The sequence below is a fragment of the Agathobaculum sp. NTUH-O15-33 genome (genome assembly GCF_033193315.1).
Taxonomy (GTDB): Bacteria; Bacillota; Clostridia; order Oscillospirales; family Butyricicoccaceae; genus Agathobaculum; species Agathobaculum faecihominis_A.
Map to the genome: position 1 here is coordinate 2,406,693 of NZ_CP136187.1, position 24,959 is coordinate 2,431,651.

The 24,959-nt window shown below is 54.7% G+C and carries 20 protein-coding genes; 6 read left to right on the forward strand and 14 right to left on the reverse strand.

What is annotated here, in order from left to right; genetic code table 11:
* Position 1: 1 nt before the first annotated feature.
* Positions 2–781, reverse strand: a complete 780-nt coding sequence (locus tag RWV98_RS11850; RefSeq protein WP_317860945.1) for a sporulation initiation factor Spo0A C-terminal domain-containing protein — start codon at positions 779–781, stop codon at positions 2–4.
* A 340-nt stretch (positions 782–1,121) separates the two neighbouring features.
* Here RWV98_RS11850 and RWV98_RS11855 point away from each other — a divergent pair, with 340 nt between their 5' ends.
* From RWV98_RS11855 to RWV98_RS11865, 3 genes are read left to right on the forward strand one after another with little or no spacing between them, the layout of a single operon-like run.
* On the forward strand, positions 1,122–1,520 hold the full coding sequence (locus RWV98_RS11855; protein WP_317860947.1) for a hypothetical protein: 399 nt from the start codon (positions 1,122–1,124) through the stop codon (positions 1,518–1,520).
* The gene (locus RWV98_RS11860) at positions 1,514–2,398 is read left to right on the forward strand and encodes an ABC transporter substrate-binding protein (protein ID WP_317860949.1); all 885 of its coding nucleotides are present in this window, start codon (positions 1,514–1,516) and stop codon (positions 2,396–2,398) included. Before RWV98_RS11855 ends, RWV98_RS11860 begins: the two co-directional genes overlap by 7 nt.
* Entirely contained in the window at positions 2,391–5,333 is a 2,943-nt protein-coding gene (locus RWV98_RS11865; RefSeq protein WP_317860951.1) for an ATP-binding protein, read from the forward strand. Before RWV98_RS11860 ends, RWV98_RS11865 begins: the two co-directional genes overlap by 8 nt.
* A 69-nt stretch (positions 5,334–5,402) precedes the next feature.
* Here the strand turns inward: RWV98_RS11865 and RWV98_RS11870 are convergent, their stop codons facing one another.
* On the reverse strand, positions 5,403–6,320 hold the full coding sequence (locus RWV98_RS11870; protein WP_317860953.1) for an exopolyphosphatase: 918 nt from the start codon (positions 6,318–6,320) through the stop codon (positions 5,403–5,405).
* A gap of 245 nt (positions 6,321–6,565) precedes the next feature.
* Here RWV98_RS11870 and rbr point away from each other — a divergent pair, with 245 nt between their 5' ends.
* Complete coding sequence (gene rbr, locus RWV98_RS11875; RefSeq protein WP_317860954.1) at positions 6,566–8,623, forward strand: rubrerythrin; 2,058 nt, start codon at positions 6,566–6,568, stop codon at positions 8,621–8,623.
* A gap of 337 nt (positions 8,624–8,960) precedes the next feature.
* On the opposite strand, the gene RWV98_RS11880 is transcribed toward rbr, so the two are convergent.
* From RWV98_RS11880 to RWV98_RS11925, 10 genes are all read right to left on the reverse strand, one after another.
* Positions 8,961–10,112 (reverse strand): Gfo/Idh/MocA family protein, encoded by a 1,152-nt coding sequence (locus tag RWV98_RS11880; RefSeq protein ID WP_317860956.1) that lies wholly within the window; start codon positions 10,110–10,112, stop codon positions 8,961–8,963.
* Positions 10,113–10,127: 15 nt separating this feature from the next.
* Positions 10,128–11,150 (reverse strand): Gfo/Idh/MocA family oxidoreductase, encoded by a 1,023-nt coding sequence (locus RWV98_RS11885; RefSeq protein ID WP_317860958.1) that lies wholly within the window; start codon positions 11,148–11,150, stop codon positions 10,128–10,130.
* A 38-nt stretch (positions 11,151–11,188) separates the two neighbouring features.
* Complete coding sequence (locus RWV98_RS11890; protein ID WP_317860959.1) at positions 11,189–12,034, reverse strand: sugar phosphate isomerase/epimerase family protein; 846 nt, start codon at positions 12,032–12,034, stop codon at positions 11,189–11,191.
* A 12-nt stretch (positions 12,035–12,046) separates the two neighbouring features.
* Positions 12,047–13,222, reverse strand: a complete 1,176-nt coding sequence (locus tag RWV98_RS11895) for an alcohol dehydrogenase catalytic domain-containing protein (protein WP_317860961.1) — start codon at positions 13,220–13,222, stop codon at positions 12,047–12,049.
* A 7-nt stretch (positions 13,223–13,229) separates the two neighbouring features.
* Positions 13,230–14,009, reverse strand: a complete 780-nt coding sequence (locus RWV98_RS11900; protein WP_317860962.1) for a type I 3-dehydroquinate dehydratase — start codon at positions 14,007–14,009, stop codon at positions 13,230–13,232.
* A gap of 26 nt (positions 14,010–14,035) precedes the next feature.
* Positions 14,036–14,824 (reverse strand): type I 3-dehydroquinate dehydratase, encoded by a 789-nt coding sequence (locus tag RWV98_RS11905; RefSeq protein WP_317860963.1) that lies wholly within the window; start codon positions 14,822–14,824, stop codon positions 14,036–14,038.
* A gap of 17 nt (positions 14,825–14,841) precedes the next feature.
* Positions 14,842–16,353, reverse strand: a complete 1,512-nt coding sequence (locus RWV98_RS11910; RefSeq protein WP_317860965.1) for a sugar ABC transporter ATP-binding protein — start codon at positions 16,351–16,353, stop codon at positions 14,842–14,844.
* Positions 16,354–16,366: 13 nt separating this feature from the next.
* The gene (locus RWV98_RS11915) at positions 16,367–17,356 is read right to left on the reverse strand and encodes an ABC transporter permease (protein ID WP_317860967.1); all 990 of its coding nucleotides are present in this window, start codon (positions 17,354–17,356) and stop codon (positions 16,367–16,369) included.
* Between the two features lie 20 nt (positions 17,357–17,376).
* Complete coding sequence (locus RWV98_RS11920; RefSeq protein ID WP_280960795.1) at positions 17,377–18,330, reverse strand: ABC transporter permease; 954 nt, start codon at positions 18,328–18,330, stop codon at positions 17,377–17,379.
* Between the two features lie 124 nt (positions 18,331–18,454).
* Positions 18,455–19,462, reverse strand: coding sequence for a sugar ABC transporter substrate-binding protein (locus RWV98_RS11925; RefSeq protein ID WP_280960796.1), 1,008 nt, complete (start codon positions 19,460–19,462; stop codon positions 18,455–18,457).
* Positions 19,463–19,945: 483 nt separating this feature from the next.
* Between RWV98_RS11925 and RWV98_RS11930 the strand changes: the two genes are divergently transcribed.
* The gene (locus tag RWV98_RS11930) at positions 19,946–21,013 is read left to right on the forward strand and encodes a GntR family transcriptional regulator (protein WP_317860970.1); all 1,068 of its coding nucleotides are present in this window, start codon (positions 19,946–19,948) and stop codon (positions 21,011–21,013) included.
* 28 nt (positions 21,014–21,041) lie between these two features.
* Complete coding sequence (locus tag RWV98_RS11935) at positions 21,042–22,082, forward strand: zinc-dependent alcohol dehydrogenase (RefSeq protein ID WP_317860972.1); 1,041 nt, start codon at positions 21,042–21,044, stop codon at positions 22,080–22,082.
* A gap of 400 nt (positions 22,083–22,482) precedes the next feature.
* On the opposite strand, the gene RWV98_RS11940 is transcribed toward RWV98_RS11935, so the two are convergent.
* Positions 22,483–23,790, reverse strand: a complete 1,308-nt coding sequence (locus RWV98_RS11940; RefSeq protein ID WP_317860974.1) for an acetyl-CoA hydrolase/transferase family protein — start codon at positions 23,788–23,790, stop codon at positions 22,483–22,485.
* Between the two features lie 18 nt (positions 23,791–23,808).
* Positions 23,809–24,930 carry an iron-containing alcohol dehydrogenase gene (locus tag RWV98_RS11945; protein ID WP_317860976.1) on the reverse strand — a complete coding sequence of 374 codons (1,122 nt, stop codon included), beginning with the start codon at positions 24,928–24,930 and terminating at the stop codon, positions 23,809–23,811.
* Positions 24,931–24,959: the final 29 nt, after the last annotated feature.

Genomic DNA, 24,959 nt, shown 5'->3' on the forward strand with positions numbered 1-24,959 from the left:
TTCAATCTGTTTGCAGCATTTGGTCTATTTCACCCTGCCGCAGCAGCTCGGAAGCGCGGGCGATAAATGCGGCGTTTGTCGGATGGCCCTTTTTCCAAGTCGATACCGGGCCAAAATACTCTTCCAGCAGTTCCCGATTGCCTTTTTCCACGATCTTTTCTATGGCGTTGCGAATGACGCGTTCCACGTTTTCCGGCTTATTATCGAACTTCGCGGCCAGTTCGGGATATATCTGCTTGGTGATGTTGCTTGCCGCGCCTTCATGCATCAAATCATAAAGGATCGCTCTATTGATGTAAAGGTAGCCCTTGGTTCCCTGCGGAATGCCAAGCACATGCATCATTTTGACCACGCTTTTCTGCCAAAGCAATTCTTGATCCCGTTCCTGCTGCTGGCCCTTGCTGTCCCGCAGCACTTCCAGCCGCGTTAAAATGGTTTGCGTTAGCAAGGGCTTTTGTAAAACGGCGGCTACTTTCAAATAGTGGCAGTCAAGGCTGAATTGCGGGCTGACGAAAAACGTCAGCAGTACAACGTCGATCGGCAGCCGTTCTTTCTTCAGGAGCGCCGCGATTGTCACGCCGTCCAGCTGCGCCAGCATCGCGTCGAGAACGACAACATCCGGCCGCTTTTCCAATGTGATGCGCAGCGCTTCCGCGCCATCCTTCACAGATGCGATCAGATCAATCCAGCCGCACTGCTCCATTGCCGTCGCCACGATTCTTCGAAATTCGTCATCACGCTCCGCGAGCAGCACACGGATGATCCTCTTAGGCTCTTCCATTGTTCCCGCCACCTTCAAATATGAATTTTTTTCCTGTCTATAAATTACCATATTTCATAAAAATCTTCAAGGCATCCGACTACTTTCGACGAAAAACATGTTGACATCTACCGACATGCGCCGACATATAGAAACAAAACCGCACCAACTGTTATCTTTTGAGCGCCCATACAGGTTATACCATAAGCGTATGTCAAGATATCATCGTACTTGACAAAAAATTTTATTTCCGTCCTTTGCCGCACAGATGCATTTACGGCCAGCGGGAAATATGATAAAATAGAGAAAATATGTTAGTTCACGCGCTGCCCGAACAGCGCTTCGCCGGGAGGGCAAGAGAATGGTACGACGCTTATTACGAAAGATCGGCGCAGGCGCGCTCGCGTTGCTGCTGACGCTGACTGGCTGCGGCACGGCAAACGAGGTACATAATTACGCGGAACAGCCCGCGCCCACAAAGCAGCTCACGTTCTTCGGCAACAAATACGAACCGGAAAACGTAACGATCATAGAAGAGATCCTGACCGACTTTATGTTGGAGCACAAGGATGTGCAAATATCCTACGAAAGCCTAAAGGGCGCGGTTTACTATACGGCGCTGGAAAAACGGATGGCCGCCGACAGTGCGGATGATATTTTCATGGTCAACCACGATACCGCGCTTGCCTTTACTATGGGGGGAAGCTGGCGGACCTGTCCGGTCTGGATGCGATCTCCGAATTTTCCGAACACATGCTGAGCCAGATGACCGAGCCGGACGGCAGTATCTACTGGGTGCCGACCACGATCTCCGCGTTCGGCCTTTACTGCAACCTTGATCTGTTAAAGGAGCATAAACAGAAGGTGCCCGCCACCCTTGCGGAATGGCAGGCCGTCTGCGACCATTTTGTATCGCAGGGCATGACCCCCATTGTGGCGAATAACGATATTTCGCTGAAAACCTTGGCCATCGCCCTTGGTTTTTATCCGCTTTACCGGGATAACCGGCAGCAGGAGACTTTTGCCCGCATCAACGCCGGCGAGGAGCTGCTGAGCGATTACCTGAAGCCCGGCTTCGCGCTGGCCGAGGCTTTTTGCCAAAAGGGCTACATCGATGCGGCGGCCGCGCTTGAAACAAAAAAGACCTCCGACGACCTTGCCGCGTTTGCCGAAGGGGACGCGCCCTTTATGCTGACCGGCGCATGGGCGGCGGGCCGGTTCAAGGCGCTGGAACCGGACTTTGATTTTCAGGTGATCCCCTACCCCGTGCTGGAGGACGGCTCGGTTTTGGTGATCAACCCCGATACCCGGCTCAGCGTCAGCGCGGACAGTACCGAGCCGCAAGCGGCTCTTGACTTTGTTTCTTACTTTTTGCAACAGGAAAATATTCAAAAATTCGCGGATAATCAGGCTTCTTTCAGCCCGCTACAGGCAGGTTCGGCCACCTCTCTGCCCGAGTTGCAGCCCGTGGTCGACAGCTTCCGGACAAGCCCCACCGTGATCGGATCGGACAGTCTGCTCGACTTCCCCATTTGGGACCTTACGGCCGACGCCTGCGCGCTGCTGCTTGCTGGAAACAGTTTGGAACAAACGATGGATTGGCTCGACGAACAGGTATTGGTGGCGCTGCATGAATAAAAAGAAATTTGCGTTTGTTTTAGCTTCCGTTATGCTGGCGGCCGTGCTTTGCGCCGCTACCTATCTATTTATCAGCGACGTGCGCGCGCAGCTTTGGGATAACTCCATCAGCACCATTATGGAGAGCACCCGGCAGGGGGCGAATGCTTTGCGCATTCAGCTGCAAAAGGATTACGATATCCTGCGGCCTTTATCCAAACGCTTTGGCTCCGTCTCCGTCTCCCAGCTCGCATCTTATGACACGATCGATAGCGGCACCTCGCTCTATCTGGCGGACGGCACCCGCGTTTCCGCTTCGGCCGAGTCCGACCTTTTTGTCGTTAACGCATTGGGTGACGCATCCGGCGACGAAGGCATGATTGATCCCCATATCTCCAGCGTTACCGGCAAAAACGTCTTTGATGTTTACCTCAGAACGCAGCTTGCCGATGGGACGGATTGTTTCATCGTCAAAGAATACGGAGTGGATGAAACTGCGGCGCAGTTTTCCCTTTCGTTCTATGACAACACCGGTTTTTCTTATTTGGTTAACCAAAGCGGCACGGTGCTGATCCGCCCCGCTCATGTCAACAGCAATAAGACGATCCAAAACCTTTTCGACATGCTGTCGCAGGAGCAAAACGATCCCGCCGTCGTCGATCAGTTCCGGCAGGCGCTGATCAACGCGCAGACCGGCTGGGCGCGCTTCTCCTACAAGGATGCAAACACGATTTTCTGCTACACGCCGCTGATGGAGGAAAACGATTGGTACCTTGTTTCCATCATCCCGGAACAAGTCATTCAGGCGCAGACCAATAATATCCTATTCAAGGCCATGCTGCTCTTGGCATTGGTGCTGCTGAGCATGACGCTGCTGCTGGCGGTCTATCTGTACAACAGCGGCAAAACGCACCGCACGCTGGAAAATCAGGCGGCCTTTATCACCCATCTTTACAATTCCGTGCCGGAAGGCATTGCCCTGATCAGCTTGGAAGAGCCCTTCCGCTTTATTCAGGTCAACCGTGAAGGCCGCCGCCTGCTGGGCTATCCGGAGGACACGCCAAACGATTTTTCGCAGACGGGGCCGATCGAGGCGATGCTGCATCCCGATGATAAAGAGCAGATCAAACAAAAGCTGCGCGAAGCCGCGGCGGGCGGCGGCAAGCAGAGCATCGTCAACCAGATCGTTAAGCTGGACGGCAGCTATTTTTGGACATCCGGCATCGTGGAGCGTATCGTGGATATGAACGGTACCGCCATTCTGATCGCCACCTTCCACGATATTACCAGAGAAAAGCTCGCCGAAGAAGAAGAGGAACGCGAAAAGCTGATTGAGCGCCGCTCGCTCATCAGCGCGATTTCAAACGCCTATCCCCTTATTCTGAGCCTGAACCTGACGCGCGACGAACTGAATGTGCTTTACGCCGCGCCCACCATGCGGATGCCGCTGCTCCCTGAACGCACCTGCACCGGTATCTTCGGCGCGTTTGAAGCGTCCATCCACCCGGATTTCCGGCAGGAGTACCGGTCGCGCCTATCCCCGAAGCATTTGCTCGAATGCCTCAGCAGCGCAAAAAGCGAGGTGTATTGGGAGGCGCGCGGTCTGTTCACAGACGGTATGTACCATTGGCTTTCGCTGCAGATCCTTCACGTGGACAATCCCTTTTCCGAGGACTGCACCGCCATTCTGCTCATCCGCTGTATCGACGAGCAAAAACACGATGAGGAGCAAAACCGGCAGGCGCTGCAAACCGCGCTGGACGCCGCCAATGCGGCCAGTCAGGCCAAGGGGCAGTTCCTTTCCAACATGAGCCACGATATCCGCACGCCGCTCAACGCCATCATGGGCATGACGACCATTGCCGAGGCGCATCTGGACGAGCGCGACCGGATTGAGGACTGCCTGCACAAGATCGAGCTTTCCAGCGCGCACCTACTCAGCCTGATCAACGACGTGCTGGACATGTCCAAGATCGAAAGCGGTAAGCTGTCGCTCCGAGAAGAGCCGGTACACTTGACCGCGCTGTTCTCCAATGTGGTCGAGCTGGTCCGTCCGCAAGCGAGGGACGGTTCGCTCACCATGGAAGCCAACCTGATCCACATGCGCGACGAGCAGGTCATCGGCGACCCGCTCCGCATACGGCAGGTGATGATCAATATCATCAGCAATGCCATCAAGTACACGCTGCCCGGCGGCGAAGTGCGGTTGATGCTTTCGCAGGTTGCGCCTTATCAGGATGGGTACGGCAATTACCAGTTTGAATGCACGGATACCGGCATCGGCATGGACGAGGCTTTCCTCCAAAAGCTGTTTCTGCCCTTTGAACGCAGCCGGGATTCCACCACCAGCAAAATCGCCGGTACCGGTCTGGGCATGGCGATTACCAAGAACATTCTCGATATGATGGGCGGCAGCATCTATGTGACGAGCAAGCCGGGCAAGGGCTCCGCTTTCACGGTCACGCTGCATTTGAAGTTGCAGGAACACGGCGCCAAGCCGACGGAAGCGCCGCCGCGCCTGTTGGAGAATCGCCCGCTTCTTCCGCCGCTGCAAGAGGAAGCCGCGTTCAGCGGCAAACGACTGCTGCTGGTAGAGGATAACGAGCTGAATCTGGAAATCGCGCAGGAGCTGATCGGGATGACCGGCGTGCATATAGAAACGGCCTGCAACGGCTTGGAAGCGGTACGAAAAATAGAACAGAACCCGCCCGGATATTACGCGTTGGTCTTTATGGACGTGCAGATGCCGGTCATGGACGGTTACGAGGCCACGCGGCAGTTGCGGCAGCTGGCCCGGCCCGACGTCAAAGCGCTGCCGATCATCGCCATGACCGCCAACGCTTTTGCGGAAGACATGGAAGCGGCGAGCCGCGCGGGTATGAACGGCCACATCTCCAAACCGATTGATCTAAACGCGGTACACGAGACCCTCCGCAAATGGCTGACCGACGACTAGAGAAGCCCAAAACATAAGAGCACCGCTGTTTACAAAGCGGTGCTCTTTCTTGTTATAATTCGTTGGGAGTTACCGGCTCAGGTCCACCAGCTCGTCCAGCAGGAGCGGGATCTTCGTTTCCATTTCCTCGTCCGGGAATTGGCAGGTGCCGACTTGCCGGTGACCGCCGCCGCCGTATTTTAGCATCAGCTTACCGACATCCACTTGGCTGGTGCGGTTCATAATGCTGTAACCCACGGCGCACGCGCACCCCCTGCCGCCCTTGCCGCTGACAATCCACACCGAAATGTTCTGCTCCGGGTATAGGCTGTAAATCATAAACCGGTTGCCGGAATAGATGGGATCGACCCCGCGCAGATCGGATATGATCACCGGGCCGCGCACCACGGTATGGGCGCGCACCATTTCAATAAACTTTTCCGTCTGCTCCCAATAGAGGTCGCGCCGCTCCTTCACATCCGGGTTGGCCATGATCTCCTCAATGGGCTTGGTGTGGCACCAGTCGATCAGTTCCTCCATCAGTTGATAGTTACTGATGCGGAAGTTATGAAAACGGCCCAGCCCTGTGCGGGGGTCCATGATAAAGCCGAGCTGTATCCAGTCGTTCGGGTGCAGGACCTCTTCACGCGTCAGATTAGCGGAGTCCACTTTATCCACCGCGTCGAGCAGAGCTTTGCAGTCCGGGAAGCGTTCGGCGCCGCCGTAATAATCATAAATGATATGGGCGCAGCTCGGACAGCTGCGGCTTTCCCCCTTGTATTTTCCCTTATAGGCGTTCCGTTCCTGCTCGCTCGAATGGTGATCGAACCACAGGCCGCAGCCCTCTACAAAAGGCACGTTTGCCAGACAGTCGTCCGGGCCGACTTCCACCAAGCCGTCCTGCAAATCCTTGGGATGTACAAATTTCCAATGGTCGATAATACCGGCTTCCTTAAGGAACACCGCGCAGGCTAAACCGTCAAAATCTGAACGTGTCAGCAGTCTCATATGCACCCAGCTTTCTTCATTTCAATCGTATCGCACGGATGAAACATCCGGTTACAATTAGTATACCATTTCCATTTCACAACCGCAATGCGTAATCGACAGATTCAGCGACTTATCCGCGGAAGCCCGCAATCGGAACAGCAGGCATTTAGAAATGCCTTAAGAACTTTTTTCATTGTAAAAAATTTTTCTCTATGCTATACTGTTATTAATTAACAACGGATATTAGCAAAGGAGGAAAGTTTATGTCAAAACATCTACCCCTTAGTGTCCGCGTAGCGATCGACAGGGACAATCCCAGCATTCGCCGTCAGGAAGAAAAGTGCATCAAATGCGGCATGTGCAAGGAGGTATGCACCCGCGATATCGGCGTGCATGACTGCTATACGTTAGAGGATACCGGCGATCATGCGATCTGCATCAACTGCGGCCAGTGCGCCAACGTCTGTCCCCCGGCAAGCATCACCGAGGTATATGAGTATCCCGCGGTTCAAGCCGCGATTGACGACCCTGAAAAAATAGTAATCTTTTCAACGTCGCCTTCTGTTCGCGTGGCGCTTGGCGAGGAATTCGGCGGCGCGGCGGGAAGCTTTGTACAAGGCAAAATGGTGGCGCTTCTGCGTGCGCTGGGCGCGGATTACGTGTTGGATACGAATTTCGCGGCCGATCTGACCATTATGGAAGAAGCATCGGAGCTGATCGAACGCATCACCAAGAAAAACAAGCCGCTGCCACAGTATACGAGCTGCTGTCCGGCGTGGGTCAAGTTTGCGGAAACCTATTACCCGGATATACTTGCCCATATTTCTTCGGCAAAAAGCCCGATCGGCATGCAAGGACCCACGATCAAGACCTATTTTGCAAAAAAGATGGGTATCGCACCTGAAAAGATCGTCAATGTAGCGGTCACGCCCTGCACGGCAAAAAAGTTTGAAATTCGCCGAAGCGAAATGAACGCCGCCGGCAAGCAACTCGGCCAGCCCGAAATGCGGGACATGGATCATGTGATCACCACGCGTGAATTAGCGCTTTGGGCCAAGCAGGCCGGCATTCGCTTCGACGCGCTTGCCGAAAGCGAATACGATAAGCTGATGGGACAGGCTTCCGGCGCGGGTGTCATTTTCGGCAATACGGGCGGCGTGATGGAAGCCGCCCTGCGGACCGCGTACGAATTCATTACCAAGGAAAAGGCCCCGAAACAGCTCTATCAGCTCGAAGCGGTGCGCGGCTGCGACGGCATACGCGAAGCCAGTATCGATATCGCCGGGATTGAGGTCCATGTCGCCGTTGTTTACGGCACTGCCAACGCCCGCAAAATGATAGAGCTCGTCAAAAGCGGGGCCAAGCAGTATCATTTTATCGAGGTCATGACTTGTCCGGGCGGCTGTATCGGCGGCGGCGGTCAGCCCCGCGATCTGGAAGCGGACGCAGACGCCGTGCGCAACGCGCGCATCGGCAGCCTTTATAGCCAAGATGAGAAAATGACGCTGCGGCTCAGCCATGAAAACCCGGAGATCCAACAGCTGTATGCCGATTTCTACGGTAAGCCCTTGAGCGATACGGCGGAAAAGATGCTGCATACAGCCTATCAGGACAGAAGCAACGATTTACATCAAGGAGGAATGAAGCAAATGGCAAAATGGAAATGCAAGGTATGCGGTTATGTATACGAAGGGGACGAGCTGCCCGCGGATTTCAAATGTCCGATTTGCAAGCAGCCCGCTTCCGCGTTTGAAAAGCAGGAAGAACAGCCCGCCGCTGCCGGCGCCTCCCCCTATACCGGCACCAAAACAGAGCAAAATTTGATGGAGGCCTTTGCCGGCGAAAGTCAGGCGCGCAACAAGTATACTTATTTTGCACAAGTCGCGCAAAACGAAGGCTATGACCAAATGGCCGAGCTATTCCTGAAAACCGCCAGAAACGAGCAGGAGCACGCCCGCATCTGGTTTCAGGAGTTGGGCCACCTCGGCGACACGGCATCCAATCTGCTCGCCGCCGCAGAAGGTGAGAATTACGAATGGACCGATATGTACGACCGCATGGCAAAGGACGCGGATGAAGAAGGTTTCCACGATCTGGCAGAGCGTTTTCGCAAGGTCGGTGCGATCGAAAAGCGCCACGAGGAGCGCTACCGCAAACTGCTTGAGAATATCCAGATGCGGCAGGTGTTTGAAAAAAGCGGTCAGGCCATGTGGGAGTGCCGCATTTGCGGCCACATCGTAGTGGGCACGAAAGCGCCCGAAGTATGCCCGGTTTGCAAATACTCGCAGAGCTATTTTGAAGTACATATGGACAATTTCTAAGCGTTTAAACTTCATATTATTTAGAAGCACCGCCCTGCCGGCTTTCAGCCGCCGGGGCGGTGCTGCAGCTTGTCAAAGAATCCCCTCGCGCCGCAGCGCGCATAAAATAGGATTTTGCCGCATACGGCAAAATTCATAAAAAGCCGCGACATGTGCGTGACTTTTTATACAAACCGACTTCAAGTGTGCCTGTAAGGCGCGCGCAGAAGCCGGAATTTTCGATCGAAATGGGGCTTTGTTTCGATCGACAGGCTGTCAAAACTTGTTTTTTGACAGCCTGAAGCACCGCTCCGCCGGCTTTCAGCCGGCGGGGCGGTGCTTTTTTGATGCAATCAGATTATCCGTTTCCGTTGTCTACCGTGACCCATACATTGTTATGCGCGTTCGATTCCAAGCAGGCGTCTACAAATGCAATCCCCTTCACGCCATCCTCAACGGTTGGATAGCGGAAAGAGCCCGGGTCGCCGCCGGTCTTGCGGGCGATCAGGTTGACGCAGAACCCACGGTACAAATTGCCGAACGCCTCATAAAACCCCTCGATATGGCCGGACGGCAAACGGCACAGTTCTCTGGCCGCCGGATATAAATAATCGCGATTGGTCGTATAGATTTGCGGCGGTTGGTTGATCCGGGTCACGCGCAGCTCCCACGGCTTGAGATGACTCCATTCGACCGAACCCTTTTCGCAAAAAATGCGTACGGTCAGCTCGGTCTCATGGCCTATGGCAATCTGCGAGGTCCAGATCATGCCCGGCACGCCGCCGTCAAATTCGACCATGACCTGCGCGTTGGTCTCCAACGGGATATTTGCCGGAATGCTGTCGAACCGGGCAATGACACGGCGCGGATGCAGGCCGGTCATTTTCGCGATCAGGCACTCAACGTGCGTGCCGATATCCGCGCAGCAGCCGGACGCGCCCGAGCGCGCCGGTTCCTGCCGCCACGTCGCCTGTTCCGAACTACCGGAAACCAACGATACCGCCAGCCATTCCTGCGGATATTCGCCGTGTATGCAGGTGATCTTGCCGAGTTCTCCCGCATCGATCATTTCACGCGCTTGCCGGATCATCGCATAGCCGGTATATGTATAGGTTACGCCGAAAAGTAAACGCTTTTCCTTGGCGAGCGCGGCCAATTCGCGGCCCTGCGCGGCATTCAGCGCGAGCGGCTTATCGCACATGACGTGGATGCCGCGCTCCAGAAAGCACTTGGCGATCGGATAGTGCGTGTCGTTCGGGGTGGTGATGGACACAAAATCGATCCCATCTGCGCGCGCGGCCTCCCGCTCGGCCATTTCCGCATAGCTTGCGTACACGCGTTCCGGCTCGTCAATGTTCCACCGCTGCGCAAACGCGCGGTTTTTCTCAATATTGCGCGAAAAGCAGCCCGCTTTGAGGATGGCGAGGTCGTCCATCAGCGCCGCATGCCGGTGCACATCGCCGATGAAGCCGCCGCCCCCGCCCACCATACCAAATGTTAACTTGTTCATTTCGCATCACCTTCTTTAAAAATTTACATGATAAAAATCCGGACAATCGACCGATCGGATCGGGACAATCCCGCCTGTCAGGCGGGACTGGCGGCAGGCGCTCGCCACCAAGCTTGCGATATAGCCGTCCCAAGCGGAGGGGCCGGTAATGTTTTCCGCTTGTACCGAGGCGATCCATTCGCGAAGCTCAGTGATATACGCCTCATCAAAACGCTCCTGCCAAGTGGGAACGATCTGAAAGGCGCTTTGTCCGTCGCAGCGAACGACCGTGTGGGCCGGATCGGGCAGACTGGCCGTTCCCAGATCCCCCACCACTTCGCAGCGGATGTCGTACCCATAGCGGCAGTACCAGAACAATTCCAGCTCCACGCGAACGCCCTGCTTGGTTTCCAAATAAACGAGCTGCGGATCGATCAAGTCGTCCCCGCAAAAGCGCGAAGAACGCGGAGCGACCAGTTGCGCGGAAACGTAGGTATCTTCGCCGCCGATCAAATAGCGGGTAATATCAAATTCATGCACAAGCGCATTGGTCGCAGACATATCGCTCGTGATTGTTGCGCCGCCCGCCGGAGCTAGGTTGCGGTGCTGCGCCCGTACCACCAGCGGCCTGCCGATAGTCCCCTTTTCAATGACCGTGCGCAGTTCCCGGTAAGCCTGATCGTAGCGGCGCATGAAGCCGACTTGCAGCAGCCGCTTGCCCGCCTTTTGCTCCGCCTCCATGATGCGCAGACAGCCTTCGGGCGTATCCGACAGCGGTTTTTCGCAGAAAACATATTTTCCGGCTTCGATGGCGGCGATCGAAAATTCCTCATGCGTCGGGTCCCAAGACGCGATCATCACCGCGTCCACATCGTCCGCGCGGATCAGCTGCCGCGGCTCCGCGATAAAGCGCGCGCCGCAGTCTGCTGCGACCTGCTTTGCGATAGCCTCGTTCGCATCATTGACCGCCGTGACCCTTGCCCCCGGAATGACCGATTGTATGTTCCCGATATGGTGCCGGCCCATACCGCCGGTCCCTATAACTCCAATGCGTAACATGTTTCCCACTCCTTTTGAATAACCCATGCCTAAAATAATCAGTCCTTTGTCAGTTCGTATCGCAGCTTCGCAATATCCTTCCGGAACAGATCAATGGGGTCCTTCGCTTCTCCCCGCAGGGGCAGCTTTGTATAATAGTTTTCAAAAACAAACCAGCCCCGATAATCCTGTTCGCGCAAAAAGCGGATTTGCTCCTCAAAACGCGAATCTCCTTCGCCCAGACATTTGCTGCTGTAGGCTTCGCCCAAGCCGTCCTTTACATGCAGTTGGTTTACCATGTAGGGATAGACAATCGGCAAATGCTCCATGGGGTCATAGCCGCGAAAGCACCTGTAATTCTGCGAATCGTAAAACAGCTTTAAGTTTTCACGATTCACTAAGCCGAGCAGCCGCTTTAGCTGCGCCGACGAGATCGCGGTTTCGGTCGCGATGATCGTGCCGCTTTGCGCGGCTTCATCGCATGCATACCGTAGCGCTTCCACCGTGTTTTCGATATCCCGCTCGGTGCGCATATCGTTATCGACAAAACTGGGGATCATCAGCACCGGAACGCCCAGCGCCGCCGACGCTTCCAGCGCGATATCCAGCCCTTCATAGGCAATATCGCCAAATGCCGTGCCGCGGCCGTTGCGCAAGCCGTGAACGTTTAAATCGTTCATGACAATGGAGATCAACTCAACCCCATATTGCTCGGCCGCCTCCTGATACAGCGACCGAACCCACGGATGGCCCAGTTTGAACCCGGTCTCATAAAACCCCGCTTCGATCTGCACCCCGTCCATCCCCAGCGCGGCGGCCATTTTCATGCTAAAAATACTATCGCCCGGCAGACACCATTCGGGTACGGCCAGCTTATATTTTTCCGAATCAAACGCAGTACGCATCTTGTATTCTCCTTACGCCTCATAAAACTGGCTGACTAAAATTTTGCCCGCGCAGCCCGAACCGGCCCGCGCGATCGCCTGATCGGTCTTTTCGAGCGGATAACGGCCGCCGATGCAGCGCCGCATATCCAGTACCTTTGTCGCGAACATGCGCAGCACGCTCGGGAAAATGTCGCTGCCCGCCGAACCGCTACAGCAGTATACCGAGGTGCCGTTGTAGATGAACGGCGTCATATCGATCGGCGGTACCCGCCCGGGCAAGCCGATCTGTACCAGCTTGGCATGCGCGGACATCATGCCCGTGATCTGCGGATAGGTTTGGCCCGGGTTGCCGGCCGCTTCAATACACATATGACAGCCGATGCCGTGGGTCAGTTCTAATACAATGCCCGGCAGCTCGCCTGCCGCCGGATAATCCAACGGGTTCAAGCAAACGTCCGCCCCCATTTTCTTTGCAAGGTCCAGCTTTTCGGGAACCGTATCGAACACAAAGACCTTCGCCGCGCCCGCCGCACGGCAGAGCGCCACCGCCGACAGACCGATCGGCCCCGCGCCGAATACCGCGACATGCGCGCCCGGCTTGATCCCGCCCGCGTTGATCACGACCGAATGATAGGCAACGCCGGTCGGTTCGGCCAGCGCGCCCGCTTCCAAAGCGGCCATTTTACTGCCCAGCAATTCCGCGATGTCGTTGATCTTGCAGCAATACTTTTCCGGTACGGCCGCGTATTCGCAAAAACCGCCATCCGCGGAAAGGCCGATGTCCTCGCGCTCATCACAGTTGTTGTAAAGGCCGATGCGGCAGTTGTTACATTTCCCGCAATAATGAATCTGCTCGACCGCGATCAGATCGCCAGCCTTAAACTCCTTTACGTTTTTTCCGGTCTGCACGATCTCGCCTGAAAACTCGTGCCCTAGAATGACCGGCAGCCGCGTATGGCAGTTGTACTGCATATAACCGTTTTCTTTTGATGCAATGGAGTGGATATCGCTCCCGCAAACGCCGCAAGCGCCGACTCGAATCAGCACCTCGTCCTCTTTGGGTTCGGGCGTCCGCACATCCTCTATCTGATAGGACAGATTCTTCCAGCACAGGCCGGAGGTATAGGAGCGATGCTCCTTCTGCTCCCTTTCACCCAGCTTGACCCCGCCGGTCGGCGCCCATTCCCCCTCGCAACACAAATGCACGCATCGTTTACCGCACCCCCAGTTCGCTTTCCGTCATATCAAACACCTCGAGAATGGCCTTAAAATAATCCTCGTCCTCTTCGTAGCCGCCGCGCACACCGCTGCACGTAAAATATCCAAAATCCGAACCGCATTCGCCGCCCAAAATACGCGTGACCATGGCAATGTGGTTCATACCGCACATGCAGTACGGTGTTTTGCATATGCCCTGCTCCCGAATCCGTTTCGCCGTTTCCGCGATGCGGATCACATCCTCGTAGCTGTGCGCGGTCAAATACAACTTGGGGATGTCCGCGCCCTTGTCCATCGCTTCCCGCACTTTGTTCAGCATAAATTCGTTATCCGGAACGCGGTCCCAATCATGGAACGAAAGCAGCACCTTGGTGCCGAAGCGCGCGGCCGTTTCCTTGATCGCTTCGATATATGCTTCATCGCTGTCGATCTCCACGTCCACCATGCCGATACGCCCGGTTTGGATGCAGGCCTTGACCATGCGCAGCCGCAGATCGCGCGGGAACGCACGCACGCCGCCTTGCTCCTTGACGCGGAAGGTCACGAGCAGCGTGGAATCCCTGACGATATCGGCCAAACGGTTCGCGGTCTCGCATAGCAGGCGCTCGGCAAAATCCGTATCCGCCATGGGGGCTACGTAATCCAGCCGCCATTCCACGATGTCCGGCGCATGCAGCATGACTTCTTCGGCCGCCGCAAGGATCGCGCGCTGGCTGCCCTCCTTGACCATGATGCAGGAAAGGTATTTTTCACCGCCCATTGTCACGCCGTTCATTGGATATTGAAGCCTGCTTGATAATTTCATGTCCCGTCACCGTCCCCATCGTACTCATGATCGATCGCGTATATGCGCCGCAGCTTTCGGTACTCGTCAAGGGTCTCCAGCGCCATGCCCTCGTTCGCTTTCCGGCTGAGCGGATAGCTTCCGAAATCATTGCCGCAGCGCTCGCCGAAAAGACGCAGCATCAGCCCCGCTTCGCCGATGGCGGAAATACAAAACGGCGTTTCGAGCATGCCCTGCTGCTTTGCGCTTCGCGCCGCCTGCGCGATGTGGAGCATATCCACATCGTCCACCGCCAGATATAGCACCCGCGTCAGCGCCGGTCCCATCGCTTCTACCGCCTGTGCCGCCTGTAACACTTCCTCCTTACTGCCAACGCCCCGGTAATTTTGCCGGGTCAGGATGAGCTTTACGCCCGTGCCCGAAAGCAGCGCCTTTACCTGTGAAACAAACCCGCTGTCCTCCGGCTCTATATCCACAAAATCAGCAAGGCCCTTGCGCACACAGGCTTCCAGTACCGCAAGGCCCAGCGTTTTGTCAACCGGGTCGTCGGCGCCTTGCGCCTTTATCCGAAGGCTGATAGGGATCTCTAGCGAAACGCACGCCGCAATATCCTCCGCGAAACGGTTAAGCGCGCCGTATTGGTTCAAGACGATCTCTAACACGTCCAACGTACCGACACAGGGCAGGTTCAGCTGCCGCCGCAGCGCTTCCGCGTTTTCCGGCGCCATGCTTCCGAATACCCGATAACGGCTACCGCCGAGTTCACACGTTTTTGCCCGTACCTTTTTCTTGCTTTGCAGCTTCATAATCTCACCGTTTTCCTTTACAAAGTGCTTTCCAAGATCCGTTCCTGCGTCATTTGGCTTTTATCCTCTATTTCCAGCGAAATCGATCCCTTTTTCATCACATAGATACGGTCGCTCATGCCGATCAGCTCGGGCAACTCGGACGAGATCATCATGATCGCCACGCCTTGCTTCGCAATGCCGTCCATGATCTCATATATTTCCGCCTTGGCGTTCACGTCGATACCGCGGGTCGGCTCGTCCAAAATGAGCAGGTCGGGCTTGCTTTCCAGCCACTTGGCGAACAACACCTTTTGCTGGTTGCCGCCGCTGAGCGTGCTGACCGGCTGATCCATGGAACGGCAAATAACGTTTAACTCCTCGATCTTCTCGGCGGCCTCCTGCCGCTCTAATTTTTTGTTCACCATATGGTTTTGAAACAGCCGATAGAGCGAAGCAAGTGAAATATTCTCTTTAATGTCCTTATCGATGATCAATCCATCGATCTTTCGATCCTCGGAAAGGTAGGCGATCCCCTGTTTGATGGATCGGCCCGCTGTCGGCGCGGTATAGGTTTGGCCCTTGTAAACGATTTTCCCGCCGAAGTACGTCCGCACGCCGAAGATGCTCCGGGCCAGCTCCGACCGGCCCGAACCGACCAAGCCGCCCATGCCGACGATCTCGCCCTTTCTGATGTGCAGGTCAATCGGCTCGGTATTCGGCCCTATCCGCAGGCCTTCCACCTCGATCACATCCTCGGCACCCACGGTATGCGTACAGGTATACATGTTCGAGATGGTACGCCCGACCATTAATTTAACGACCTTATCCTGATCAAATTCCCGCATGGAGATGGTCTGGATCGATTGCCCGTCGCGCAGCACCGTGAGGCGGTCGCCGATCTCCTGTAATTCGTCCATACGGTGGGAGATGTAGATGATACTGACTCCATTTGCCTTGAGCTTGCGGATCAGGTCGAACAAATGATTGATCTCGCTGGCTGTCAGCGACGCGGTCGGCTCGTCCATGATCAGAATCTTTGATTGGTACGAAAGCGCCTTGACGATCTCCACGACCTGCTGCCGCGCGGTGGAAAGATCGCGGATCATGGTTTTCGGGTCGATCTCGCGGAAGCCGAATTCGTCCAAATACTCGCGGCTTTTTTGATAAATATACTGATGATCAACAAAGCCGCGCCTTACCGGTTCCCGCCCGAGAAAAATGTTATGCGCGATATCCAGATTCAAGCAAAGGTTGAGCTCTTGGTGGATAAATGCCACGCCCTTTTCCCGCGCCTCTTTCGGGCCCTTGACCGAATAGGCCGATCCGTCCAGCGTGATCGCGCCTTCGTCGGCCGCGATATTGCCGCCAAGCACCTTCATCAGGGTGGACTTGCCAGCGCCGTTTTCTCCCATCAGAACGTGGACTTCTCCGTGTTCCAAATCAAAATTCACCCGGTCGAGGATCTTTACCGTGGTGCCGGCGATCTTTTTGCCGTATTCATCAAAGATATATTTCGTGATGTTTTTCATCTCTAATATTTTTGCCATCATGCCGCCGCCTTTACTGAATCACTCGGTTTTTCACGTTTTCAAAGATAATCGCAGCTAAAATAATAATGCTCTGTACCGCTGTGTACATGTAATAGTTCACACTCAGCAGACCCAATATATTCTGTATGGTGAAGATCGTCATGACGCCCAGCAGCGATCCCCACACCGAACCGATGCCGCCGAACAGGCTCGCGCCGCCCAGCACGGCCGCGGTGATGACCGTGAACGTAAAGTCGGTCCCCCCCATGGTGCACACGCAGTTGTTGACGCGCGCCGCCATCAGCACCGCGCCCAACGCGGAGCACAGGCCGCATATCACATACACCACGACAGTCGTAAAGGCGGCGTTGATGCCGCTCAGGCGACTGGCGGCCGCGTTCAGTCCGACCGAGGTCAGCGCCCGACCGTAAGTAGATTTATGCAGGATAAAAAAGCAGACCAGCGCGACCAGCAGCATGATCCAAACGGTAGAGGACAACCCCAAGATCTGCACGCGGCCGACCGCGAGCACGGATTCCGGCAGGTTGGTGATTGCCGAGCCGTTACTGAAGATCTGCGCGATGCCATAAATGATATACCCCGTTCCGAGTGTTACAATAAACGCCGGAATGTGCAGAAGCTGCACCAGAATCCCGTTGAGCAGGCCGAACAGCGCGCCAACGAGCAGCGTAAGGAGGATGGCGGTCAGAACCGGCATGCCCTTTGTGACCGAACAAAACCCAAAGATGTACGCGCAAAAGCCGACCAAATAGCCGACCGACAGATCAATGCCGCCGGTCATCAATACAAAAGTCATGCCCAAGCAGCAAATTGCGGCGATCGAGCCCTGTGTGATGATATTGACGCCATTGTCGATGCCGATAAAATTTTCGACAAACAGCATGCCGTACAGCCAGACGGCAACAAAAATAATGACATTACCATAGGATTTCACAAAATGCTTTACATTTTGTTTTCCGCTCCCCTTCGAGGGTGCGGCAACATTTTTTACAGCAGCCATTGTTTACACCTCTCCGTCCGTTAAAAGACCTTCGCCGATTTGAGCTCTTTGTTCTTGTTCAATACGCTTACGCCGACCACGACGATGATCGCCGCGCCGATGACTAAATTCTGATAAAACGGATCGAAGGCCAGCATATCCAAAGCATTGCGCAAAAAGCCGATGATCAGCGCGCCCACCACGCTCATCCAAGCCTTACCTTCGCCGCCCAGCATGCTTACGCCGCCGATCAGTGAAGCCGCGACGGCGTCCAACTGGTAAGCCGCGCCCTGCGTCGGGTGCACGGTCGCCATCTGCGCGCTCAGCAGAATGCCCGCGATCGCGGAAAACAGGCCGCAAACGGCAAACGCGAAAATCTTCACGCGAGAGGGAGAAATTCCTTCGGTCTTGACCGTGTTCTCGCTGCCGCCCAGCGCGTAAATATGCTTGCCCATGCGGGTGTAACGCAGGATTACCGACGTGATCACAAACAGAATCACCATGATCCATGTGTTGATCGGGATTCGGAGAATCAGGTTGTTTCCAATGGCGGCGTAGGAATCCGGCAGACCGCTGATCGAGGTGCCCTTGCCTACCACCAGCGCAAGGCCGAGCATGATCTGTCCGGTGACGTAGGTGGCGATGAAGGGCGGGATATTGATCTTAGATACCAAAATACCGTTCAACACGCCAATGAGCATGCCGACAAGCGCGCCCGTTAGCATGGAAAGATAGATATTGATACCTCCCAGCATCAAGAACCCGCTGACCATGGCGCAAAAGGCCATCACGCCGCCGGTGCCCAGATCGATGCCCTTAATAATCAGTACCAGCGTCATGGCCAACGCGCAGATCGCGATGGTGGAAGCCTGTCTGGTAACGTTCATGATATTATTGAACGTAAAAAAGCCCGGGATAAAGCTTCCGCAGACGCAAAGCAGGATCAGTAAGGCCAAATAAAAAATATGCTTCTTTTGAACGCTCTTACGCTTCACTTCCGATACTCCTCCTTTTTCCGTGGGTACAAGTTCGGGTGAATAACCAAAGATTATTCACCCGAACCGAACGCCGCCCGACCGCGCCTAAGCATTCGGCGGCAACTTCATTTGAAATATCGCATTAGAATACCACGTCTTCCGCTTCTTCGGTATTATCCGGATTGATGAAAAAGTAGCCCGAGTCGATGTATTTGTCGTAATCCTCCGCTTTGGTTTCGCCGCTTACAATATCGGCCATGATCTCTCCGCTTTTCTGCCCGATCACGCCGGGATACTGGGCGACACAGCCGTAGCAGTTGCCCGCTTTGATGGAATCCAACGCCGATTTGTTGCCGTCCACCGATATGATCGCAATATCCGCCGGATTCAGTCCCTTGTTCTGCACGCCGCTAATCACACCGGAAAGCATGGCGTCCGAGCATAGGAAAATGCCCTTCATATCGGGATCGGACGACAGCATGTTCTCCGTGACCTGCATCGCGACGTCGCTGAGCCAGTTGCCGGCCTGCTGGTTGACGAGCTTGACCTTGTCCTGCTCCTCAATCGCTTCTTGGAAGCCCTGCGCACGCAGCTCGCCGCCCATGGCGCCGGACGCGCCGCGAACCGTACAAACCTTGCCCTCCTTGACCTTTTCGATCATCCGCTTGCCCGCTTCATAGCCAATTTTATAGTTGTCAGAGCCGATATAGGTCACATATAGATCCTCGTTGCCTTCCGCCACGGCGGCGTCGGCGATAATCACCGGGATATTCGCTTCTTTCGCCTTCTTGAGCGCCGGTATGATCGCGTTGCCGTCCATAGGCGCTATGACGATACCTTTCGCCCCGCGGTTGATGGCGTTTTCAATGTTTTCCACCTGCTTTGATACCGTCAACTCATCGCCCGCCAGCGTCAGCTCGAACTTAAAGCCCGCCGCCTCCACTTCCTTCTGGCATTCTTCTACCATAACCCGCTGAAATTCGTTGTTTGTGATCGTTTTGGTGCTGAAAACGATGGTTCCCTTTTCATTGTCCGAGCCCGCGGCTGTTGCTGAACCTCCGACATCGCTTTGCGGCGTTCCGCATCCGACGAGACCCACCGTCAACCCAGCGGCCATCAGCAACGCGATACCTCTTCTTCTCTTTGCCATTTTTCATGCTCCTTTCAACAATGCATTTTAAATACATATTCTTTTTAGAATCATGTATTTTGTATGCTTATATAGTACATCCTTCCTTCCATCTGTTTCAATGCATTATTCTTCCAAATTTTATAGGCTATATTTAGCCACATCGCTTGTTATTTCTTTGAATCAATCGTTAATTTATGCATTCTATACATTTTTCCGCTGCCCATTTCAGCACAATATCCATTGCGTTTGTCATCAATATGTCTTATTCTAATTTTAGTACATATCAAATACATATTAACAACAGGATTTGCAAACATGTATATACGCAGTAAGAACGATCTTTCCCTTAACCGCGTACCATCCAACCCTTTTTCAGCGGACGATCGGGTTGTTTTTGCAGAATAACCGTGCTAAAATGTATGATATACAGGATCGATACAGCAACATACATAGGATATCTTCATGTTTTAGAGCATGTAGGATGATGGAGCGAAGGTTATTATGCCAAAATATTTATCAATCGCCGACCAAATCGAGCAGCAGATACTGTCCCATACCTTACAGCCCGGCACACAGCTCCCTACCGAAAAGGAACTGATGAGCCAGTTCCACGTCAGCAGGCAGACGATCCGCAACGCATTTTCTTGCCTTTTGAAAAAAAAATTGATCTATACCGTCAAGGGTTCCGGCACTTTTGTTTTCAAAAGCGTTTTTCCGCCCACCAATTCCAAAAATATCGCCGTGCTGATCACGGACGCGGACAATTACATTTTTCCCTACAAATCGGCCAGCATCAATGGCGTTTTGACCAAACACGGTTATATCAGCAATGTATTCGTTACCAACAACCGGATCGACTATGAGGAAAACACCATCCGCGAAATCCTATCCACCAATTATGCCGGCGCGATCATCGAGATCACCAAGGCAGTGATCCCCCGTTGCAGCAAGCTGATCGCCGAATTGAGCCAAAAGCTCCCCGTCATCCTGATCGACGGATACTATCCCGATTTCCCCGAGATCCCCTATGTATCGTTAGACGACCGCAAGGGCGGCTATAAAGCCACGGAATATCTCATCCGGCACGGACACAAAAAAATCTTCCACGTGGGGAAGATCGATGATCTGCAAGGCGTATTGCGGTATCAAGGCTATGTCGGCGCTTTAACGGATCATGGGCTTGCGTTTTCCGAGGATCACGTATTTTGGGTCACCGAACCGCTCTATACCAATGTTCCGGAGGGCTTGATGGAGTCCCTTTGCCAAAAGATTCAGCAGTGTACCGCGGTCTTTTTTTACAACGACGACATTGCCGCCAAGGTCGTGCCGGCGCTGCTGCAGCGCGGCGTCAAGATCCCGGACGACCTTTCGGTGATGAGCTATGATAATTCGCTCTTGTCCATGCACCCGCTCGAGTTGTCCTGCATCTCCTATCCGCTCAACGAGTTGGGATGGGTCGCGGCGGAACATCTGCTGCGGCGAATTGATGATCCGAATTTTGACGCGACCTATATCTTTGAACCCGAAATCGTCGAGCGCTCCTCCGTACGGCGTATCGCCGACCCATAATTTTTTTACGAAAGGACCGATTCATCCCATGAGCAATCTGATGCGTGCCGCGATTTTTGAAGGAAACGGCGTATTAACGGTCAAGTCCGTCCCCATCCCCCAGCTCCAGCGAGATACCCAGCTGCTGCTCAAAATCGAGGCGGCCAGCATTTGCGGCAGCGATCTGCACGGACTTGCCGTACCGCCGGGACAGTACATGAAGCCCGGCATCGTCTACGGGCACGAGTTTTGCGGTACCATCGTTAAAATGGGCCAAGCCGTTCAAGGCTTCGCCTTGAACGACCGGGTCGCGGTCAATCCCCGCGTGCGCTGCGGCGCCTGCTATGAATGCACCCACGGAAAGGGCGATCTCTGCTCCAATTCCTACCACTACGGCCAGACTGGGGACGGCGGTTTCGCGCAGTACGCTTTGGTCGAAGCGAAGCAGCTTTACCGCGTGGATCCGTCCATTCCCCCAGAAATCGCGGCGCAAGCCGAGCCGCTCGCCTGCGTAATGAACGCCATCCATCGGGCGCGCCCCACGCCGGTCGACCATGTGCTGCTGTACGGCGCCGGGCCGATCGGGCTGACCTTCGTCCGCGTCCTGAAGTTGTTCGGCATTCAGAACCTTATCGTCACCGCCAAAGGGGAACGGCGGGTGCAGGAGGCGCGAAATTGCGGGGCGGACATCGTCGTGGATACGCAAAAGGAACGAGTGGAGGACGTGATGCGGGCGCACTGGCCATACGGCGCGGACCTAGTCATCGACGCGGTCGGCCGCGGCCCGATCCTTTCCGAGGCGCTGCCGCTGATGAACCCGCAGGGCCGACTTATCCTGTTTGGTTTTGACGCCAACGCTTCCACCACACTGCCGCCTTCTCTCTTTACCTTAAACGAACTTTCCGTTTGCGGCGTGCTGGGCAAAGACTTTCCCTCCGCGCTTGAAATTTTAAATCGCAAGGATCTTGCGCTCGACCGCTTTATTACACACCGGCTCGCGCTGGACGACATCCTGCAAGGCATTGATCTGATGCGCCGGAAGGAAGCATGCCGCGTGATTGTTTATCCAAACGGTTCGCCTATCGCTTAAGTGCCCCTGCCCGCCGCCTCCTCACTGGCGTTACAAAAAAGAACCCCCTCGCGCTGCGGCGCGAGGGGGTTCTCAGACTGTCAAAAAACAATTTTTGACAGTCTGTCGATCGAAACAAAGCACCATTTCGATCGAGAATTCCGGCTTCTGCGCGCGCCTTTTAGGCACACTTGAAGTCGGTTTGTATAAAAACCGAGATACATGCTCCCGGTTTTTATGAATTTTGCCGTAATCGGCAAAATCCTATTTTATACGCGCTGCGGCGCGAAGGGTTCTTTGACACGGCGAAAGGACGACATTTGCACGGTCTTGCAACCATGCAAATGTCGTCCTTCGTATCGCGTCACCGATACAATCAAGCTACGGAAGGCTTGCTATACCCTGTATCGCACATACTTTTTCAAAATGACGGACAGGTTCCAAAACGCGCCTGATATTCCTCGGCCAGCTCCTTGCGGAACTTCGGATGCGCTATGGCGATTAGGCGTTTCGCTCGCTCGCGCAGCGTCTGGCCACGCAAGCACGCGACACCGTATTCGGTCACGATATAGCCCACATCGCAACGGCTTGTTGTCACAGGCGCGCCGTCTGTCAAGGTGGACACGATTTTGGACGCGGACTCGTCGTTTGTTGCCGCATGCAGGGCAATGATCGACCGTCCACCGCTTGAAAGATTGGCGCCGCGCACAAAATCCATCTGGCCACCAATGCCAGAGATCTGCCGCAGGCCGATCGCTTCCGCGCAAACCTGCCCTTGCAGATCGACCTGCACGCAGGAATTGATGGAAACAACATTGTCGTTTTGCGAAATCACTGCGGGATTGTTGCACACGTCCACCGGAAGCATACGAATCATCGGGTTATCGTTGACATAATCGTACAAACGCCGCGTTCCCATCAAGAAGGTGACCGAGACTTTACCGATATCGCGTTGCTTACGTTTGCCATTGATCACACCGCTTTCCAGTAGTGGCAACACACCGTCTGAAATCATTTCGGTATGCAAACCAAGATCCTTTTTGCTACCCAGAAACGTGCACACCGCATCCGGCAGCGCACCGATCCCCAGCTGCAGACAATCTCCATCCTGCACAAGGCCCGCAATATGTTCACCGATCTTGCGGTCGATTTCTCCGATTACAGCCGGTTTGCTCTCCGGCAGCGGTTCCCATGAACAAAAAAAGCCGTCAATTTCGGACACATGCACAAAGCTCTCTCCATAAGTACGCGGCATATTGGAATTGACTTCAGCAATCACCGTTTTGGCCGATTTGACCGCCTGCGCGCCGTAATCGCATGAAAGACCGAGCGACACATATCCGCGCTCATCCGGCGGCGAACAGGTGAATGCGAAAACATCCACGGGAAGTGTTCCATCACGAAACATTCGCGGTACATCGGAGAAGAAAACCGGCGTATAATCCGCCCGGTTCTCCGCGATTGCCTTGCGCGCCGGCCCGCCGACGAATAACGCATTGTGCCGAAAGTGCCCCTCCATGCCGGGCTGCAAATACTCACCCGAACCGAGATAGACCATATGCGCGACCTCAACGCCGCTGAACCGATCGGCCATGCGCGCCATCGTACGCTGAAAGACGATCGGCTCACCCACCGCATGGCCGAACACCACACGGTCGCCATTATGAATCACCGATACGGCTTGCTCAGGCGTTAGCGTATGCTCTTTATAATAGGTCCTCCAATCCATTGCGCCCTCCCTCCCTGCTCAAAACGCCCGCCGATAGATATCCAAAATATCGTCTTCCAAAAGCTCCACATAGTTGTTCTCAAGTAGACGCTGCTGCGTATTCAGCACATTCCGCGCGAACACCGGAAGCTCCTCCTCTGTCACGCCGTGCATGCGCAAAGGCGTTTTTTTCATCACCTTGTCCATCAGTCCATACAGCTCGTCCAGCGCGCGTTCAGGCGTACTGCACAGCGCAGCCGAGAGCAATTCCTGCAGCCGGTTCAGCTTGCCCACCGGTTTTTTCTCCTGATATTTGCGCATCACATCCGCGAACATCAGCTGGTTGGCCTGCCCGTGCGGGATATGATGCACACCGCCCAGCGGATAGCTCAACGCATGTACAGCCCCGCAGCCCGCGTAGCCAAATGCAATACCGGCATAGTTAGACGCACGTAAAAATTCCAACGCCTGCCCCTTCCATCCTTCCGGCCCCCCGCAATTCACCGTAATTTTCCACCCGCGCAGTATCAGCTGCAGCGCACGCTCGGAAAACACCTCGCTCAGCGCACAGGCGTTCGGGCTTAAGTAACTTTCCACCGCGTGTATCATAGCGTCGATCGAACTGGTTGCAAACACCGGATATGGCAGACTAGCAAGCAACTCCGGTATAAGCGCAGCTTTTTCCGCAAACATCGCCGGCGATACCAGCCCGACCTTTATCCCCTTCCTCGTTCGATTGAGGATTGCAATATTCGTCGCCTCGCTGCCCGTACCACAGGTTGTGGGGACAAGGATCAGCGGATGCTCCTTTTGCAGCTCGTCCATACGCCCGTACATAGCATCTACCGTATCGTCGCGTTGGGCGACCGCCAGAACCTTCGCAATATCGATCACCGTGCCGCCGCCTACCGCAATGATCCGGCGGTACTTCCGGCCGCGAAGCGACTGCAAAATCCCGTCCACCATCACATCGGTAGGCTCGCCCGCACCAAACTCCTCTTGGAACAAAGTCTGACAGGACAAATCCAGCCGTGCGATTGCCGGTTCATAAATATACGCATTGGTCAGTATTAAATCATCGATGCCCAAATGTTCTTCATTGGCAAACTGCTGAAAGCTTGCAAACTCCTTCATACCGGTGACAATTTTAAAATCTTTCATATTCGTCTTTCACCCGATTCCTTCCTTTG